At 41.3% G+C, this 16,809-nt stretch carries 13 protein-coding genes; 12 read left to right on the forward strand and 1 reads right to left on the reverse strand.

Features of this window, described 5'->3' with window-relative positions:
- Window positions 1-103 precede the first annotated feature (103 nt).
- From IPM47_11650 to IPM47_11685, 8 genes are all read left to right on the forward strand, one after another.
- Window positions 104-580: a hypothetical protein gene (locus tag IPM47_11650; protein QQS27552.1), complete on the forward strand. Its 477-nt coding sequence runs from the start codon at window positions 104-106 to the stop codon at window positions 578-580.
- A complete protein-coding gene (locus IPM47_11655) occupies window positions 517-2,028 on the forward strand; it encodes an RHS repeat-associated core domain-containing protein (protein ID QQS27553.1) in 1,512 nt (503 codons plus the stop codon). Before IPM47_11650 ends, IPM47_11655 begins: the two co-directional genes overlap by 64 nt.
- A 23-nt stretch (window positions 2,029-2,051) precedes the next feature.
- Window positions 2,052-2,720 (forward strand): hypothetical protein, encoded by a 669-nt coding sequence (locus IPM47_11660; GenBank protein ID QQS27554.1) that lies wholly within the window; start codon window positions 2,052-2,054, stop codon window positions 2,718-2,720.
- A 27-nt stretch (window positions 2,721-2,747) separates the two neighbouring features.
- Window positions 2,748-3,737: an RHS repeat-associated core domain-containing protein gene (locus IPM47_11665; protein QQS31454.1), complete on the forward strand. Its 990-nt coding sequence runs from the start codon at window positions 2,748-2,750 to the stop codon at window positions 3,735-3,737.
- Window positions 3,737-4,252, forward strand: a complete 516-nt coding sequence (locus IPM47_11670; protein QQS27555.1) for a hypothetical protein — start codon at window positions 3,737-3,739, stop codon at window positions 4,250-4,252. The genes IPM47_11665 and IPM47_11670 overlap by 1 nt, the downstream gene beginning before the upstream one ends.
- A 112-nt stretch (window positions 4,253-4,364) precedes the next feature.
- On the forward strand, window positions 4,365-5,636 hold the full coding sequence (locus tag IPM47_11675) for an RHS repeat-associated core domain-containing protein (GenBank protein QQS27556.1): 1,272 nt from the start codon (window positions 4,365-4,367) through the stop codon (window positions 5,634-5,636).
- Window positions 5,633-6,298, forward strand: a complete 666-nt coding sequence (locus IPM47_11680) for a hypothetical protein (protein ID QQS27557.1) — start codon at window positions 5,633-5,635, stop codon at window positions 6,296-6,298. Before IPM47_11675 ends, IPM47_11680 begins: the two co-directional genes overlap by 4 nt.
- Window positions 6,299-6,457: 159 nt before the next feature.
- Window positions 6,458-7,123 (forward strand): hypothetical protein, encoded by a 666-nt coding sequence (locus IPM47_11685; GenBank protein ID QQS27558.1) that lies wholly within the window; start codon window positions 6,458-6,460, stop codon window positions 7,121-7,123.
- A gap of 710 nt (window positions 7,124-7,833) precedes the next feature.
- On the opposite strand, the gene IPM47_11690 is transcribed toward IPM47_11685, so the two are convergent.
- Complete coding sequence (locus tag IPM47_11690; protein ID QQS27559.1) at window positions 7,834-8,556, reverse strand: hypothetical protein; 723 nt, start codon at window positions 8,554-8,556, stop codon at window positions 7,834-7,836.
- A 215-nt stretch (window positions 8,557-8,771) separates the two neighbouring features.
- Here IPM47_11690 and IPM47_11695 point away from each other — a divergent pair, with 215 nt between their 5' ends.
- The 4 genes from IPM47_11695 to IPM47_11710 all read left to right on the forward strand — a co-directional run bounded on the left by IPM47_11695 (window position 8,772) and on the right by IPM47_11710 (window position 16,775).
- Window positions 8,772-9,047, forward strand: coding sequence for a co-chaperone GroES (locus IPM47_11695; GenBank protein QQS27560.1), 276 nt, complete (start codon window positions 8,772-8,774; stop codon window positions 9,045-9,047).
- 77 nt (window positions 9,048-9,124) lie between these two features.
- Window positions 9,125-10,759 (forward strand): chaperonin GroEL, encoded by a 1,635-nt coding sequence (gene groL, locus IPM47_11700; protein ID QQS27561.1) that lies wholly within the window; start codon window positions 9,125-9,127, stop codon window positions 10,757-10,759.
- Window positions 10,760-10,886: 127 nt separating this feature from the next.
- The gene (locus IPM47_11705) at window positions 10,887-14,459 is read left to right on the forward strand and encodes a PKD domain-containing protein (GenBank protein QQS27562.1); all 3,573 of its coding nucleotides are present in this window, start codon (window positions 10,887-10,889) and stop codon (window positions 14,457-14,459) included.
- 45 nt (window positions 14,460-14,504) lie between these two features.
- A complete protein-coding gene (locus tag IPM47_11710) occupies window positions 14,505-16,775 on the forward strand; it encodes a BamA/TamA family outer membrane protein (protein ID QQS27563.1) in 2,271 nt (756 codons plus the stop codon).
- The last annotated feature ends 34 nt before the right edge of the window (window positions 16,776-16,809 follow it).

Genomic DNA, 16,809 nt, shown 5'->3' on the forward strand with positions numbered 1-16,809 from the left:
CATCATTGCACACAATCTTGAAGCAGAATTCGACACAGGCCGTTGGTTTCTGTATCGCAAATACGGATTGTCGCTTTGCGAGAAATACAATAATCCGGAAACTTTGGAAGAAGTTAAGCCTTATAAATGGACACGCAGGGAAATTCCTTTTTTTGAAATAGCTTTGGACACTTTTGCTTTTCGGGGCGATACCGTACTTTTTTTTTACAGATTTAAGGTTAAAGATAACGTGAGTTGTCAGTTGGTCAAGGTTGAAGGCAAGTACGAAGGTGCTCAAAACTATACATCGGAGATGGAAAATGCAATTGCGGTTTCTGTTTCTCAAGATACCGTACTTTATCTTGCCAGTGGAATTCATAAAGACGAAATGAAATATTTAAACCATCCTCGTTCAAGATGGTATCTTGGGGGGTTAACAATATTTTCGATTTACAAAGCCGCCAATCCTTTAATGAAAAGGTTGAAAGAAGAAGACCTTAAAGCATTTATCATAAAAAATCCAGATAAAACGCATCCATGGCTGTTAAAACAGGCAAAAAAACGGGGATGGCTACAGGAAGAAAAAGCACGGCAGCATTGACCATCACCTGGCTATACACCGCCACCGGCCGCAAACTCCAAAAACGAACCTGCGAGTCAGGAACTGCTCAAATGCCACCACCACCAGCCACTCCTCCGATTGACAAACACAGATTTTTCTCCGCCCGAATGGATTCCGTGGGGTCTGCCCGCTTGCCCGGAACCGACACCCTAACCGAAGGCGAATACTACCGCAACATATCCGAGCGCATACAATTTATCAAACGTCTGACACCGCCCGCTTTCACCAATCCCGCCGAAAGTATGCCACCACCGGAAGAGCCTCCGACCAACTGCGACAAACGCGACTATATAGGGGCAGTAGAATACGACAACAATATAGCCGAAGCCTACTACCACGAAGAAGGACGCGTCAACTTGCTACCGGGCATGAACCTCCGCCACGAATACTCCTTGCGCGACCACTTAGGCAACACCCGCATTGCATTCACCGATGACAACAACGACGGAACAGCCGAAATCCTGCAACAAACCAATTACTACCCCTTCGGCTTGCCCATAGAAGAATTATCCACTACCTTTGACGGGGTTGGGAACAACTATCAGTATAACGGTAAAGAACTAAACGAGGATTTCGGGTTGCATTGGATGGACTACGGGGCACGTTGGTACGACCCGCAAATTAATAGATGGGGACAGATAGATCCTCTGGTGGAGAAGTATGTGCATATATCTCCTTATGCTTATGTTGCTAATAATCCTATGCTTTTTGTGGATCCTAATGGTAAGGAAAACATGATATACCTGTTGTTCCTGCCATCTGCCGGTATAGACACGGATTTAAGGCATGAAATACGGATGCAGATGCAGGCTATACTTGATAACTTTCTTGGTGAGGGCATAGTAAAAGTAATGGATTTTACCGGCACAGGATCAAATATCATTAACGGCTGCTATTTAGACCCTTCCGACAGTTTTGTGGCATTTGGAAGTGTCAAAGAGTTGAAAAGCATTGCCCATGACTGCTTTTACAGTTGTAAGATAGCCGATCAGTTTATAAACGAATTCACCGGTTCGGAAGGCAATAATCCCGAATGGAGTGAAAACACCGGTTTTGCGACAGGTCGTTTTGTGGGCATTGACGCTGCCGAGCTACTTAAAGGTAATACTGCTGTGGCAAGAGGAGAAATAGGTGCTCATTTGGGGGTACACGGTTTAGGACATAATGCAGGCATGGGGGATAGGGACTCTAAGGCTCCATACTCAGTCGGTAATTATCAGGGACTAAACGAAAAAGGGATTATGGCAAGCGGAAATGCGAGAAGTAGGTTGATAAACGATGAAAAAGTTGCAGCATCAGAATTTGTCAGCCCTCAAAATAACGTTAAAGAATCGGGTAAATTTAAAGAAAAGTTCAGCGGAAAAGCCCCGTCGGACAACTACAAAAAGAATCAAGACAGAGGTAAAATGCGGTGTCCTAAATTTTAATCGTTTCAATTTTAACAGTCCCCATGAAGTACGGATACTCGATTTATCTGATGGCTTTATTGCTGGCGGTAATGCTTTTTTGCAGTCATTGCCGGTTATCAGAATGTAAAAAAGACGAAAACGGTTGTTTTCCAATAGCTTGCAGTAAAGTGCATTTTAATCCTCCAGTTAATTATGAAAAAGTTACTTACAATGATTTCTGGAGCAAATGGACAGGTGACGGAAGTTGTTCTGGTGGGCTGGATGCAGATTGGAAAGGTTTTTATTGTCATAAAGAAGATACTTTTAAAAAGCTGTATCTGTCTTTCCATAAAGACAGGCTTGACCAAAAGCCAAGCCGGCCTAATTATACACCTGAAGATTTGGCTGATAGGATTAACTACATTGGCAGCCTCATGCGGGAGGATTTGTTATTGACAATGTACTTTGATGCAGAAATTGATAAGAATAAAGACAGCCTGTTGATATCGGAGGTGGTAGGCAGAAGCAGAGTTGCATGGAGGTATAAGCGATTAGACGAGTTTAATGAAATGCAGTTTACGGAACCTATTGACAGCATGTATCATTTTGAAATGACCATACGGGGGCGTGTATTTTTTGTTTATGATATAGCGCGAGACACCATTTTTCCTATAGAGGAGTACAGAAAAGAAGCTGTCAGGATTTGGAATACCATTGAATTTGAGGATTAACACCAACATCCAAATACAAACCAATTTATAGCAAGGTTACATCCATACCTGCACCATAACCTGCGAAGTAGGGAAAAAGTCCCCTGCAGGGGATTTAGGGGTAACCAAGGCTTGCCCATTCAAGAATTATCCACTACCTTCGATGGAGAAGGGAATAATTATCAGTACAACGGCAAAGAACTGAACGAGGATTTCGGGTTGCATTGGATGGACTACGGCGCAAGGTGGTACGACCCGCAAATCAACAGGTGGGGACAGATTGATCCTTTGGCGGAGAAGTTTTATGCTTGGAGTGGGTATAACTATGTTTTGGGAAATCCGGTGATTTTTGTTGATCCTGATGGGCGTAACACCGCTTATTATGATCAAGACGGCAAACTTATTCATTATTCTTATGATGATTTGCCTGATGCTGTAACATCAGTTAGCAGCGGAAATATTGACAGGTTTCATTCCCTGACCGGCGGGCAAAGGGATGCCTCTTACAGTAATGAAGGCGCAAGCGATATGAGAAATATGGGTGTAAGCTATATGGTGGAAGGCATAAAAAATTTCGCTTTGCGGTCTGATGCCAGGCGTGACCAAACAGGCAACTTCTTTGAAGCTGACAGTAACGGTAAAATAGGTCAACCTGCCAAAGTTGAAAGCAAAAACAATTTATATTCAATTGATGGAAAGAACGTTTATGTTGGGAGTAGCTATAACGACAATATCGGTTCGCATGGTGCGTCTGAATCCCCTAAAAATTCTGAGGTTTTATTTGGTACTATTGTTTCTGATATCCATAGTCATCCATATAATAATAGAAATCAACTATTTTATTATAAGGATGATGGGACGTATGGGACGGGACCTGCTGAATTTGGCCCATCTACTCAAGATATCTTGAAATCTCAACCTAGAAATTATTATAGAATAGTAACCGGACGTAACAAAGAAGGAGGCTTGGAAATATATTTTTATGGAAATAGCGAGGCAAAATCATTCTCTGTTCCACTCAATAAATTTAATAGGTAATGAAAATTATATTAGCGTTGTTAAGCATTATGTTGTTTTTAAGTTGTCGGAAAAGCACAAACTTGGTGTCTAAAGATATTGAATGTCAGTTTAAATTGGAAGCGTATAGAAAGCTTATTTATTGTGAACGAAAACAAAAACGTACTACAAACGGAATGTATGTTGTTCAACCTGTATATAATAGGGGTTGTCAATCTTTAGATGAATACGGGTATATAGAAAATATGGAAGTTCCTTCATTATTACTTTTGGATATTGTCGTTCAACACAAAATAATTCAAAACGATACTATGTTCTTGTATTTCGAATATTATCATGAAGGTTATTGCGTAAGCCCCGAATTCCCCGATATATATACGCAGGCCGCTTTCGTTAAAAACAAATTAACGCTAATGTTTCAAGGATCAATTTATTTTAACAAAGACAATTTTGATTATAGTATTCTAAAAGATTATGTTGCCAATAATCGACAGTTTGTAAATGTGTGGCTTGGAGAAAATATAAACTGCCGATAGAGGAACTTCGAACATTATGAATGTAGTGGTATAGTTGGATTTTATGAGTACATCATTGCTATCTTCTCGTTCAGATATTCAGAGTTTATTGGGATTCACGAACTCTAAACACATGGTATTCAAGAGTTGTCTGACAAAACAATTTATCAAACGCCTGATACCGCCCACTTTCACCAATCCCGCCGAAAGTATGCCACCACCGGAAGAACCTCCGACCAACTGCGACAAACGCGACTATATAGGGGCAGTAGAATACGACAACAATATAGCTGAAGCCTACTATCACGAAGAAGGGCGTATCAACTTGCTACCGGGCATGAACCTCCGCCACGAATACTCCCTGCGCGACCACTTAGGCAACACCCGCATCTGTTTCACCGACTCCGACAACGACGGAGACCCCGAAATCCTCCAACAAACCAATTATTATCCTTTCGGCCTGCCCATTCAAGAATTATCCACTACCTTCGATGGGGAAGGGAATAATTATCAATACAACGGCAAAGAACTGAACGAAGATTTCGGATTGCATTGGATGGACTACGGCGCAAGGTGGTATGACCCGCAAATTAATAGGTGGGGGCAGATAGATCCTTTGGCGGAGAAGTTTTATCACGAAAGCCCTTATGTTTATGTTGGGAATAATCCCGTTGTATTTATAGACCCGCGCGGTATGTCCCGCACCTGGTATTTCTCCGAAAGCGGGCAAATGATAGGAAGCCCTTCCAACGATAACCTGCCCGATGCTGTTGTCGTAATTCCCAATTCGCAAGTTGCCGATTTTCGGGATTTGAGAGAAAGCGGTGTTTTTGGTGATTATCACAGCAACGCGTCGAATCAAAACCTTCGGACACAGGGGATAACTTACCTTACCGGCGGGTTATTGGAATTTGCCGATAAATACGGTAAAGGCGGCAATGACAATGTTACTTATGATAATGACAAAATAATAAGCATGACCCATAACGGCAAGCCGGTCGAGGGCGGTTTTTTTGCCGAGTGGGGAATCAGATTGGGATTAACCCCGAACGGAGAGGTTTTTGCAAAAGGCATAGGCTATACCGACGGTGCATTTAATTACGTCAGCCCCCAATTTGGTGAAGCAGGCAATGCCCATCTCCACCCCATGCCGGGCGACTACGAGATATTGGTCGGCACCGGCGATAAGCTACAACCCCGAAGGAATCATCCGGTTGAAGGTCACGCGGGCCCGTCAGATCAAGACAGATTTATTGAAAGCAGTAAAGGCAACCGTTATCACAACATAGCCATAGACCCGAAAAATATGTATTTGTACCGCTCTGAAAAAACAATTTACGTTGACGGAAAAAGAACTCATATGCCCGCGTCAAATATTACCGTACCTTTAGAACTCATCAGATGAAAGCAATAATATTCTTGGTTTTGAGCATGTTTGTTGCAGGTTGTCTCACAAAGCAGACCGATATTGATTATCCCGATTATCCGCCGGGAATAACGGCGCACAATTTACAAACCGAATTCGATACCTGCCGCTGGTTTCTTTACCGGCTGTACGGGCTGTCCCTTTGCTACACTTACATTGATACCGTATCTATTTACGGGTATCGGTCATTAAAGGGAATAAACAGGGAATTTCCCTCTTTTGAAATTGCTTTGGATACATTTGCATACCGTGGCGACACCATACTTTTTTTCTACAAGTTCAAAGCGGCAGACAATCTGCATTGTATTACTATTGATTATTTCGACAGGTTCGATTCGATACCCGGTACCCCGTTTCCAACGAAAAACGCTATTGCAGTGTCATTATCCCAAGACACGGTGCTGTATCTCGCCGAGGGAATTTTCAGGGATAACATAAAAGACCTGAACAATCCCAATGAAAGGTGGTACTTGGGTGGTAGCCGGTACTGGGGTGATTTGTATTCTAGCCCCCGTCTGAAAAAGATGCAGGAAGAAGACCTCAAAAAATTTATCGTAAACAATCCCGGCAAAACGCATCCTTGGCTGTTAAAACAGGCAAGAAAACGGGGTTGGCTGCCTGACCAACCAACCGAAAAATAACGATGTTTCCCTTTTTTTCGCAAAACCGCCCGCTGCGATAGGGCTTGTTTGAGTTAATTTACTTACCGCAGGTAAAATTACCGGCAACTGTATAGTTCAAAGCAAACGCCCAAATACCGGCATTAAAATAAGAAAACAAAACATTATTAAATTCAGCAAATGAAAACGTCTGTACTTATTCTTTTGAGTGTTCTTTTTGCAGGTTGTCTTACCAACCAACCGGCATCGGATTATCCCGATTATCCGCCCAGCATCATTGCACACAATCTGGAAGCAGAATTCGACACTGGCCGTTGGTTTCTGTACCGCGAATACGGATTGTCGTTTTGCGAGAAATACAACAATCCGGAAACTTTGGAAGAAGTTAAGCCCTATAAATGGACACGCAGGGAAATTCCTTTTTTTGAAATAGCATTGGACACTTTTGCTTTTCGGGGCGATACCGTACTTTTTTTTTACAGATTTAAGGTTAAAGATAACGTGAGTTGTCATTTGGTCAAGGTTGAAGGCAAGTACGAAGGTGCTCAAAACTATACATCGGAGATGGAAAATGCAATTGCGGTTTCTGTTTCTCAAGATACCGTACTTTATCTTGCCAGTGGAATTCATAAAGACGAAATGAAATACTTAAACCATCCTCGTTCAAGATGGTATCTTGGGGGGTTAACAATATTTTCGATTTACAAAGCCGCCAATCCTTTAATGAAAAGGTTGAAAGAAGAAGACCTTAAAGCATTTATCATAAAAAATCCAGATAAAACGCATCCATGGCTGTTAAAACAGGCAAAAAAACGGGGTTGGCTACAGGAAGAAAAGTCCCAATAGCATAAACCATCACTTGGATTTACGATGCCACCGGCCGCAAACTGCAAAAACGAACCTGTGAACGGCGAGTAGGCGGTGCCACCCCCATCAACATATCCGATGTAAAACGCCCCGAATTTATAGACTCCGTCCGCCACCAAAGCGAACGCATCAAACACATCAGCACCAACCGCACCCCCTCAGAAACCATTTTAAACATCATAGACTACTACACAGCAACCAACACCAAAATATAAAACTTAACCAATCGGAGAACCGCTCAATATAACCCCATCAAGTTGCCACGAAGCAAGCAAAAAGTCCCCTGCAGGGGATTTAGGGGTAACCAAGGCTTGCCCATTCAAAAACTTTCTCATAACTTTGAAGCACCGGTAGGAGTAGAGGCGAACCTGTATCAGTATAATGTTAAAGAATCTAAGCTCGATTTTTTTGCCAAGCTAAAACTCGACAGACTTATTGATGAAGGTATAAAAAAATTCGGTTACTGTTCATAGCATGAGTTCTGCCTGTACGGTGATTCAATATTTTATCTAATGTCTTGTGATTCAATTCGCATAGTTCAATGACGTAACTTTTCATGGATGCGAAATAACCGCAAAAAAATATTAATTTGATAATCAAGCTGCTTGTTAACAGACGATAAACTATACATTTTCAATTCATCTTCCGGACATATATAAGCTTTGGTTGGCCGCTACTTTACCCTTTCACTATGCCATATACTTAGTACTCAAAAGGCGCACCAAGTTCCTTTTGGCAACCGGCAGCAGGGTTTCTTGCAAAGGAAAAGTACAGGGGCTTTGAATGGCAAAAATTGCAGGGTTTGGCAGGTCTTTGTTTCTTTTTATCAAATCAATTTTGATGTTTTCGTAAGTATTGCTCAGACTGCGGGTATAATTAGAAAAGAAATTGGTTTTAATAGCCCGGTACTTTTCTTCGGCATTGTCAAAAATACTGACGCGGTAAGTATAAGCATGTGTTTCTGATGTATTTCCATTGCTGATTAACATATAACCTTCCCCGGCATTTAACGGAACAATTCCGATGGGTAATATATTGATTTTGGTTTCCACAAATTCATATATCTCGGTTCCGTTGTTGAGGAGTTTTTGCAGCTTTGGGATGGCAAAATTGAGAATAGTTTCTATTTCGTCAAGATATACATCATCGTTCATTACCTTTTCGTATTCGATGGTAAAGTTTTCGAGATCAATTTTTTCGATTTTTTTGGGAAAATGCCCGCTGACGGCTTCTTTATTTTTCTGAAGTGAAATCAAACTCCGGTAATGGTAAATCAAATCTGAAAGGAAAGGATACAATCTATGCTCATCGAAGTTGCGATGGACTTCCTGTAAGTATGCCAGTAAAATGTATTTTTTATACTCGGCATCAATAAGTCCTTCTGTTAGCCAATTGGAAGATAAGCGGATCATAGGATCAGGATTTTAATTTTTGGAAAGATAATTTAGAACATTTAAAACTGACAAGGTTCAATCAGGAAAAAAGCACATAGTGACAAAATTGCCAATTCTGTCCGTTATAATTTCACATAATTCGGAAAATATGGCATAAAATACCGGTTGGCATATTTTGTGCAGTATGGGTATTGAAAATTCTTGTTCAATAAAACTAAAAACACACTTATTTTATGAGCGTTAACATTAAACCGTTAGCAGACAGAGTAGTAGTAAAGCCGGCAGAAGCCGAAGCAACTACAAAAGGGGGCATTATTATTCCTGATTCGGCTAAAGAAAAACCACAACGCGGCACTGTTGTTGCAGTAGGTGGCGGAAAAAAAGACGAGCCATTGACTGTAAAAGTAGGCGATAGCGTTTTGTATGGTAAATATGCCGGCACAGAACTGACAATCGAAGGGGAAGATTACCTGATTATGCGAGAATCTGACATTTTTGCCGTTGTATAATCAAAACGGCAGTTTTTTTGCTTTTTTTAGTACTTAATTATTTTTAACAAAACAAAACTAAATAAACGTATAACATTATGGCTAAGATCATTCAGTATGAAACTGATGCGAGAGAAAAACTCAAAAAAGGCGTTGATGCCTTGGCAAATGCCGTTAAAGTAACGTTAGGCCCTAAAGGCAGAAACGTGGTTATCGAGAAAAAATTTGGAGCACCTGCCATTACTAAAGACGGAGTTACAGTTGCCAAAGAAATTGAACTGGAAGACCCGACTGAAAACCTTGGCGCTCAAATGTTAAAAGAGGTTGCCTCAAAAACTTCTGACATTGCCGGCGATGGAACTACCACAGCAACCGTTTTAGCTCAGGCAATTATTACAGCCGGCTTAAAAAGTCTTGCAGCAGGTGCAAATCCGATGGATTTAAAAAGAGGAATTGACAAAGCTGTTGGCAAAGTTGTCGAAGTGCTGAAAAATATGTCAGTTCAGGTTGGCGATGAAAATAAAAAAATCGAACAGGTAGCAACTATCTCTGCCAATAATGACCTGGAAATCGGTAAACTGATTGCTCAGGCCATGGAAAAAGTGAAAAAAGAGGGAGTGATTACGGTGGAAGAAGCCAAAGGAACAGATACTTATGTGGACGTTGTGGAAGGTATGCAGTTTGACCGCGGATATTTGTCTCCCTATTTTGTTACGAATGCCGATAAAATGGAAGCCGAATTAGAAAATCCTTTTGTGTTGATCTACGACAAAAAGATTTCTAACATGAAAGAGCTTTTACCTGTATTGGAGCAAGCAGTTCAAACCGGTCGTCCCTTGTTGATTATTGCCGAAGATGTGGATGGTGAAGCCTTGGCTACTTTGGTGGTCAATAAAATTCGCGGCACGCTCCGTGTTGCTGCGGTTAAAGCTCCGGGCTTTGGCGATCGCCGCAAAGCAATGCTGGAAGATATTGCCATTCTTACAGGTGGAACAGCTATTTCAGAAGAGCGTGGTTATAAATTGGAAAGTGCCACACTTCAATATTTAGGTCGTGCCGAAAAAATCGTTATTGATAAAGATAACACTACCATCATTAACGGTGCTGGCAATACCGATGAAATCAAAGCTCGCGTGAACCAAATCAAAGCTCAAATCGAAACAACCACCTCTGATTACGATCGCGAGAAATTGCAGGAAAGATTGGCTAAATTGGCCGGTGGTGTGGCAGTTTTATATGTTGGTGCTCCCAGCGAAATGGAAATGAAAGAGAAAAAAGACCGTGTAGATGATGCACTTCATGCTACCCGTGCAGCTGTCGAAGAAGGCATTGTTCCCGGTGGTGGTGTGGCTTATATTCGCACAATCTCTTCTCTTACCAATTTGAAAGGCGCTAACGATGATGAAAAAACAGGTATTGACATCGTCAAACGAGCTTTGGAAGAACCCCTTCGTCAAATTGCTGCCAATGCAGGCTTGGAAGGTTCTATCATCGTACAAAGAATTAAAAGCAGCAAAGGTGCTTACGGTTTCAATGCACATACCGAAGAGTACGGCGATTTGATGGAACAAGGTGTAATTGACCCCACTAAAGTTACCCGGGTTGCACTCGAAAATGCAGCTTCTATCGCCAGTATGTTATTGACTACCGAATGTTTGATTGTGGACAAACCACAGGAAGAACAAGCAGGTGGACATAGTCATCCGGGTGGTGGAATGGGTGGTATGATGTAATAATTTAGCATCCTGCGAACTATAATTTGTTTTTTTTGTAAAAAAAACCCCTCATTGCTGCAAGGCTTTGAGGGGTTTTGTAATTTTGTATGGTTTTTTCTATCATAAGGACACAAATTTGTATTTCATGAAATCAGTTTCTACCAAATCTAACTTTGTTTTTAATCTGCTTAATTCTGTATTATTATTGTCATTTTTTGCTTTTTCAGTAAATAATACTTTCGCTAAACAAAATCTTAAACCGGTTGCTCAGGAAATTATTTCGTTAAAACAAGCAAATGAATCATTTAAACAAGTCCATATTTTTGAAAGAACTATTGAAATAGATAAAAACCATCCGGTTTATACCTTTGCACCCAAAGCTCAGTTGTTGGACTTAGACTTCAAAAAACTGTTGCTTGCCTTACAGGGCAATTATCCGCATATAGTTTTATCTGTTCCGGTATCTCCTACCCGAACCATTCAGTTGGAACTTACACAAGCTCAGATTTTGACAGACGATTTTTTTGTAACCAATGCAAAAGGTCGAAATATTGAAAACCACGAACCTTATTGTCAGGGATTATATTACCGCGGCATCATTCAGGGTGATACACAATCACTTGCTGCTGTTTCTCTGTTTGAAAATGAGGTAATGGGGGTTATTTCAGACAATTCAGGAAACTATGTTCTCGGAAAACTAAAAAACAAAGAGAATCAATATGTCATTTATAACGACCATGAACTGACGGTTTCAAACCCATTTACCTGTGCGGTAAACGACGAAGATACTGATGAACAGGAAAAGCTCCTGCCGGATGGTTACAACATGAAAAACCTGAATCCCGAAAATCTGAATACAGATGCTGCCTCTCAGTTAGTATGCGACAAAGTGATCAAGGTATTTATTCATTGCGATTACGACATGTATCTGGATTTTAGCAGCAGCACGACGAATGTTACCAATCACACGACCGGATTGTACAATGTTGTGGCAACAATATATGCCAACGAACAGGTAACCACCCAGATTTCTCAAATCTATGTGTGGACTATTCCTGACCCATATCCCGATTCTTCGTCATCTGCTTCTTTAGATGCATTTTCTTCTCAGGTGGGGAGTAGTTTTAATGGAGATTTGGCACATTTGTTTTCGACCAATAACAATAACCTTGGGGGAATTGCCTGGTTAAATGTGCTTTGCAGTTCGAGTCGTCATGCTTACAGCAATATCAGCACAACGTATCAGAATTTCCCTACTTATTCATGGTCGGTCAATTGTGTTACACACGAAATGGGGCATAATCTTGGCTCGCGGCATACACATTGGTGCGGATGGGCCGGCGGAGCTATAGATAACTGTTATGATGTAGAAGGTTCCTGTTCAGACGGACCGGCTCCTGTAGGAGGCGGAACTTGTATGAGTTATTGCCATTTAACAGGAAACGGAATCAATTTTAACAACGGTTTCGGCACTTTACCCGGTAATTTAATCAGAAGCCGGATAGAAAGTGCCACCTGTTTAACCTCCGATTTTGCAAGCGCATCGGCAAATGGCAATACAAGTATCTGTTCAGGCAACACAGTTCAGTTGCTGGCAACCCCAACCGGTACCGGTTACACCTATCAATGGAAGAGAAACGGAACCAACATTACGGGTGCTACCTCAAGCACCTATAATGCAAGTTTAGCCGGAAATTACACAGTTTCCATTTTAAGCCCTCAAAGCTGCACTTCTCTTTCAAATCAGGTTGCGGTAGAAGTGGTTAGCGGAACTCCAACTGCCGCTTTTACTGCCGGTGCATCAGGGGTAAATGCTACCTTTAATAATACTTCGGCAAACGCAATTACCTACAGTTGGAATTTTGGCGATCCTGCATCCGGAGCAAATAATACCTCTACTTTGAAAAATCCGGTCCATGTTTTTACGGCAGCAGGGACCTATACCGTTACTTTGACGGCAACCAATACTTGTGTTATGCCTAATTTGCAGAATTCTACTACCCAGACTTTAGTCATTCAGGCTTTCAGTCCTTGCAGTGGTAATACAACACTTACCGAATGTAATGGAACAATCACAGACGGTAGTGCCGGACAAAACTATAACGACCTTCAATCCTGTAGCTGGCTGATTTCGCCTGCCGGCGCAGAAAATATCTTACTCACATTCACTGCATTTAATACGGAAGCGAATTATGACTTTGTGAAAGTTTATGACGGTGCAAATGCATCCGCTCCCTTAGTGGGTAATTTTTCGGGTTCTTCCATTCCACCACCGATCAACTCAACCGGATCCAGTCTTTATATTACGTTCATCTCAGATCAATTTGTTACCGGCGCAGGTTTTGATGCTACTTACAATTGCACACTCCCAGTCTTATGTTCTGGAACTACAACACTTAACAGTTGCAGCGGTACCATTAGTGATGGGAGCGGCGCTTCTAATTATGCAAACAATATGAATTGTTCATGGTTGATTTCACCATTAGATGGATTACCGGTTTCCTTGTCTTTTGTAGAGTTTGATACTCAGTCGGGTGTTGATGCGGTTAGTATTTACAATGGCACAACAGCACTTGCTCCTTTGTTGGGCACATTTTCCGGCAACTCACTTCCTTCTTCGGTTGTTGCTGTGTCCGGTACCATGTTTGTCGTTTTTTCCTCCGATGCATCCGTAAACTCTGCCGGATGGAAAGCCAACTATTCCTGTGTTCCACAAGCCTGTGCTTCTATAACTACGCTCAGTAATTGCAATGGTGTTTTTAGTGATGGAAGCGGCAGCACCAACTACAGCAATAATATGAACTGTACCTGGTTAATTGCACCTTCGGGAGCTACCAGCATCACACTGACCTTTACCTCTTTTAATACGGAAGCAGGTTATGATTTTGTCAGGATCTATAATGGCAGCAACGCTTTGGCTCCAAGTCTTGGAACATTTTCCGGAACTACTATTCCTGCACCTGTTTCTTCTACCGGTGGAAGTATGTTTGTGTCTTTTACCTCTGACCAATTTGTAGTTGGTTCCGGCTGGAGTGCTAATTATGCGTGTACTACTCCGGGAGCTGAGCTGTACTTTAAAGCACTGTTGCAGGGCCCTTACAACGATGCCCTTGGCAACATGAACACAGCTTTGGCAGCAGGTAATCATATCGGTCTTGCTCAACCATTTAACCGCCCCCCCTGGAATTACCCCGGAACAGAAAGTGTGGCATCCGTAGCTTCCAACATCGTTGACTGGTTGTTGATAGACTTGCTTGACGCTAACTTTAATGTTCAGGGCAGAAAAGCCGCGTTTTTGCGTCAGGATGGTGTGTTGACCGATTTGGACGGAAGTCAGGGCGTGATTTTCCCCGGTGTGTTGGCCGGTAATTATTATGTAGTTGTGCGTTCAAGAAATCACCTTCCTATTGTAAGCAATACTATGGTTGCTTTGCCCAATGAGTTTGCATCTTACAACTTTTTCACTGCCTCAAATTCTATGTATGGTGCAAGTACTTTGGTCGAAGTATCAACTGCTAAATATGCAATGGCTGCCGGAGATTGTTATGCCAACGGGGTTATTAACTATCGCGACTTTAACGTTTTCTTTAATCAGGTTGGTTTTAGCGGAGGGTATTTTGATGCAGATTGTAATATGGATGGCAGTGTCAACCTGACAGATTTCGATTTGTTCCGTGCAAATGCAGGTAAGTTGGGAGCTTTGCCGGTAAGGTACTAAAGGATTTTGTCCGAATTCTTTTACCTTCATACAAATCATTTCGTTTTGTCCAATTATTGTTGTGTTGTCTTTGTGGTGTTATGCTTGTTATTTAGTGCTTGTAATACCACCCAATATTTAGCTGAATCAGAATTTTTGTACGATGGTGCTAAGGTCATCATCGAAAAAGAATCTTTTGCAGGAAATGCTAAATCTATCACATCAGATCTTAACGGGCTTATATCTCCAAAACCCAACCAGAAACTGTTCCGGTTGTTCAGAACAAAACTTTGGATTCATTACCGTTCACTGATCAAACCTAAAGGCTTAAACAGGTTTTTAGTCAAACGATATTCCGAAGAACCCGTTATCTTTCAAACTGCAGCCGCTCAAAAAAATATCCGCCAAATTGAAAACTATCTGTTCAACCGTGGCTTTTTTGATGCAGAGGCCCGCTATGATACCATACAGCGCAACAAACTGATTAAGGTGAACTATGTTGTCAGCCCGCATCATCAATATAAATACGAACAAATTGTTTTTAAGACAGATAGCAGCAGTTTGGGTAGTTTGGTAAAAAGCCGTGAGAAAGAAACATTACTAAAACCGGGCGCATATTATGATTCTGAGATGCTCACTCAGGAAAGAAACAGAATTTACCGGCAAGCTCGTCAGGCAGGTTATTTTGATTATATCCCGGAAGCAATAACCTATAAAGCAGATTCTTCGAAAACTAACCACAATATCCGGTTAACAGTCAAGCCTTTGACAAGTAAAGATGGAGAACCTTATCGCCCATACCGGCTAAACCGCGTTTTTGTATATCCCGAATATTCAGCTTTATATACCGATGCAGTGGGTGCAGATACTCTTGTGTATGAAAATTATTATTTCATCACTTCACTCCATGAAATTCGACCTGCTGCATTGGCCGATAAAATGTTGTTTAAAAAGGGTTCTCTTTTTTCTCAACGGAATTATGAATATACACTCAACCACCTACTACAGTTAGATTTATTCAAATTTGTGGACATCAGGTTTCAAAAAGTTCCAACGGATACTTCAGCTTTGTTGGATACCTATGTTTACCTTACTCCTGATTCCAGAAGAGAGGTGCAGGTTGAAGCAGAAACTAATACAGTGGAAGGTTATTTGGGCACATTATTGAATCTTAGCTTTCGCGACAAAAACCGTTTCAGAGGAGCAGAAGCTTTTAGTCTCAACCTTGGAACGGGTATTGAAACCCCTTTAGGTCAAACATTTATCCATACCTTTGAAATCAATGGTCAAGCCAAACTTCAGGTGCCTAAATTGCTCGTTCCTTTTAAAATGGGAAAGATTTCACGCTATTTCATTCCGTTTACCAATTTTTCAGTAGGATATAGTTTTGCGCGAAGACTTCAGCAATATAATATCGGGTTGGCAAATTTTAATTTTATTTATGATTGGAAAGCCTCTCGAACTGCTCACCATTTATTCACTCCCGCTTTTCTTAATTTCGTGCAGTTAATTTCTGCCGATTCTGCTTTTTTAGTCCAGTTAGACCAAAACCCTATTCAAAAAAGGAGTTTTACCAATCAACTTATCTTTGGTTCTAACTATACCTATTTTTTTTCCAATGCTCCGATAGGGGGTAAGGTGAGAAACTACACCTATTTTAAAAGCAGTCTGGAATTGACCGGAAACCTGGCCTATCTTATCAGCCGACTTGCAAATACTGAGAAACATCCGTATCAACTGCTCAATGTTCCTTTTGCACAATACATGCGATTAGATTTTGACCTTCGAAGATATGTCTATTTGAACCAAAAGGGATCGCAATCAATCATTACCCGCTTTGTAGCAGGAATTGGGATTCCTTATGGTAATTCTTCTGTATTGCCTTACGTCAAACAATTTTTTACAGGAGGAAGCAACGACCTGAGAGCTTTCAGGCTTCGAAGTATTGGTCCGGGAAATTCAACCTCATTTGACACAGATTCAAATACCGGCAATTTTGACCGCACCGGTGACGTTAAACTTGCTTCCAATGTTGAATATCGTTTTAGCTTGAACAGTTATTTAAAAGGGGCTTTGTTTACCGATTTCGGGAATGTTTGGTTATATAAAGGGGATGAGCAATCGAAATTTCGTTGGTCGCAGTTTTATCGCCAATTCGCAATCGGAACAGGAATAGGAGCGAGGATAGATCTATCTTTCTTTGTTCTCCGGCTCGATTGGGCTTTTCCGCTTCATTCACCTGTTGACGGTTGGGTGGTTAAAGATGCGCAACCTTTTAAAAAAGACTGGCGCAAAGACAATATCGTTTGGAATTTGGCCATTGGATATCCTTTTTAATATGCTATCGCCCTTTTATGTGCTGATATTTTTA

The sequence above is a fragment of the Sphingobacteriales bacterium genome (genome assembly GCA_016700115.1).
Taxonomy (GTDB): domain Bacteria; phylum Bacteroidota; class Bacteroidia; order Chitinophagales; family UBA2359; genus UBA2359.

Bases quoted from the DNA above. Each gene is read 5' to 3' on its own strand.
- IPM47_11680 (QQS27557.1), top strand. From the start codon at position 5,633: ATGAAAGCAATAATATTCTTGGTTTTGAGCATGTTTGTTGCAGGTTGT.
- IPM47_11685 (QQS27558.1), top strand. From the start codon at position 6,458: ATGAAAACGTCTGTACTTATTCTTTTGAGTGTTCTTTTTGCAGGTTGT.
- IPM47_11690 (QQS27559.1), bottom strand. From the start codon at position 8,556: ATGATCCGCTTATCTTCCAATTGGCTAACAGAAGGACTTATTGATGCC.
- IPM47_11655 (QQS27553.1), top strand. From the start codon at position 517: ATGGCTGTTAAAACAGGCAAAAAAACGGGGATGGCTACAGGAAGAAAA.
- IPM47_11705 (QQS27562.1), top strand. From the start codon at position 10,887: ATGAAATCAGTTTCTACCAAATCTAACTTTGTTTTTAATCTGCTTAAT.
- IPM47_11660 (QQS27554.1), top strand. From the start codon at position 2,052: ATGAAGTACGGATACTCGATTTATCTGATGGCTTTATTGCTGGCGGTA.
- IPM47_11695 (QQS27560.1), top strand. From the start codon at position 8,772: ATGAGCGTTAACATTAAACCGTTAGCAGACAGAGTAGTAGTAAAGCCG.
- IPM47_11670 (QQS27555.1), top strand. From the start codon at position 3,737: ATGAAAATTATATTAGCGTTGTTAAGCATTATGTTGTTTTTAAGTTGT.
- groL (QQS27561.1), top strand. From the start codon at position 9,125: ATGGCTAAGATCATTCAGTATGAAACTGATGCGAGAGAAAAACTCAAA.
- IPM47_11675 (QQS27556.1), top strand. From the start codon at position 4,365: ATGGTATTCAAGAGTTGTCTGACAAAACAATTTATCAAACGCCTGATA.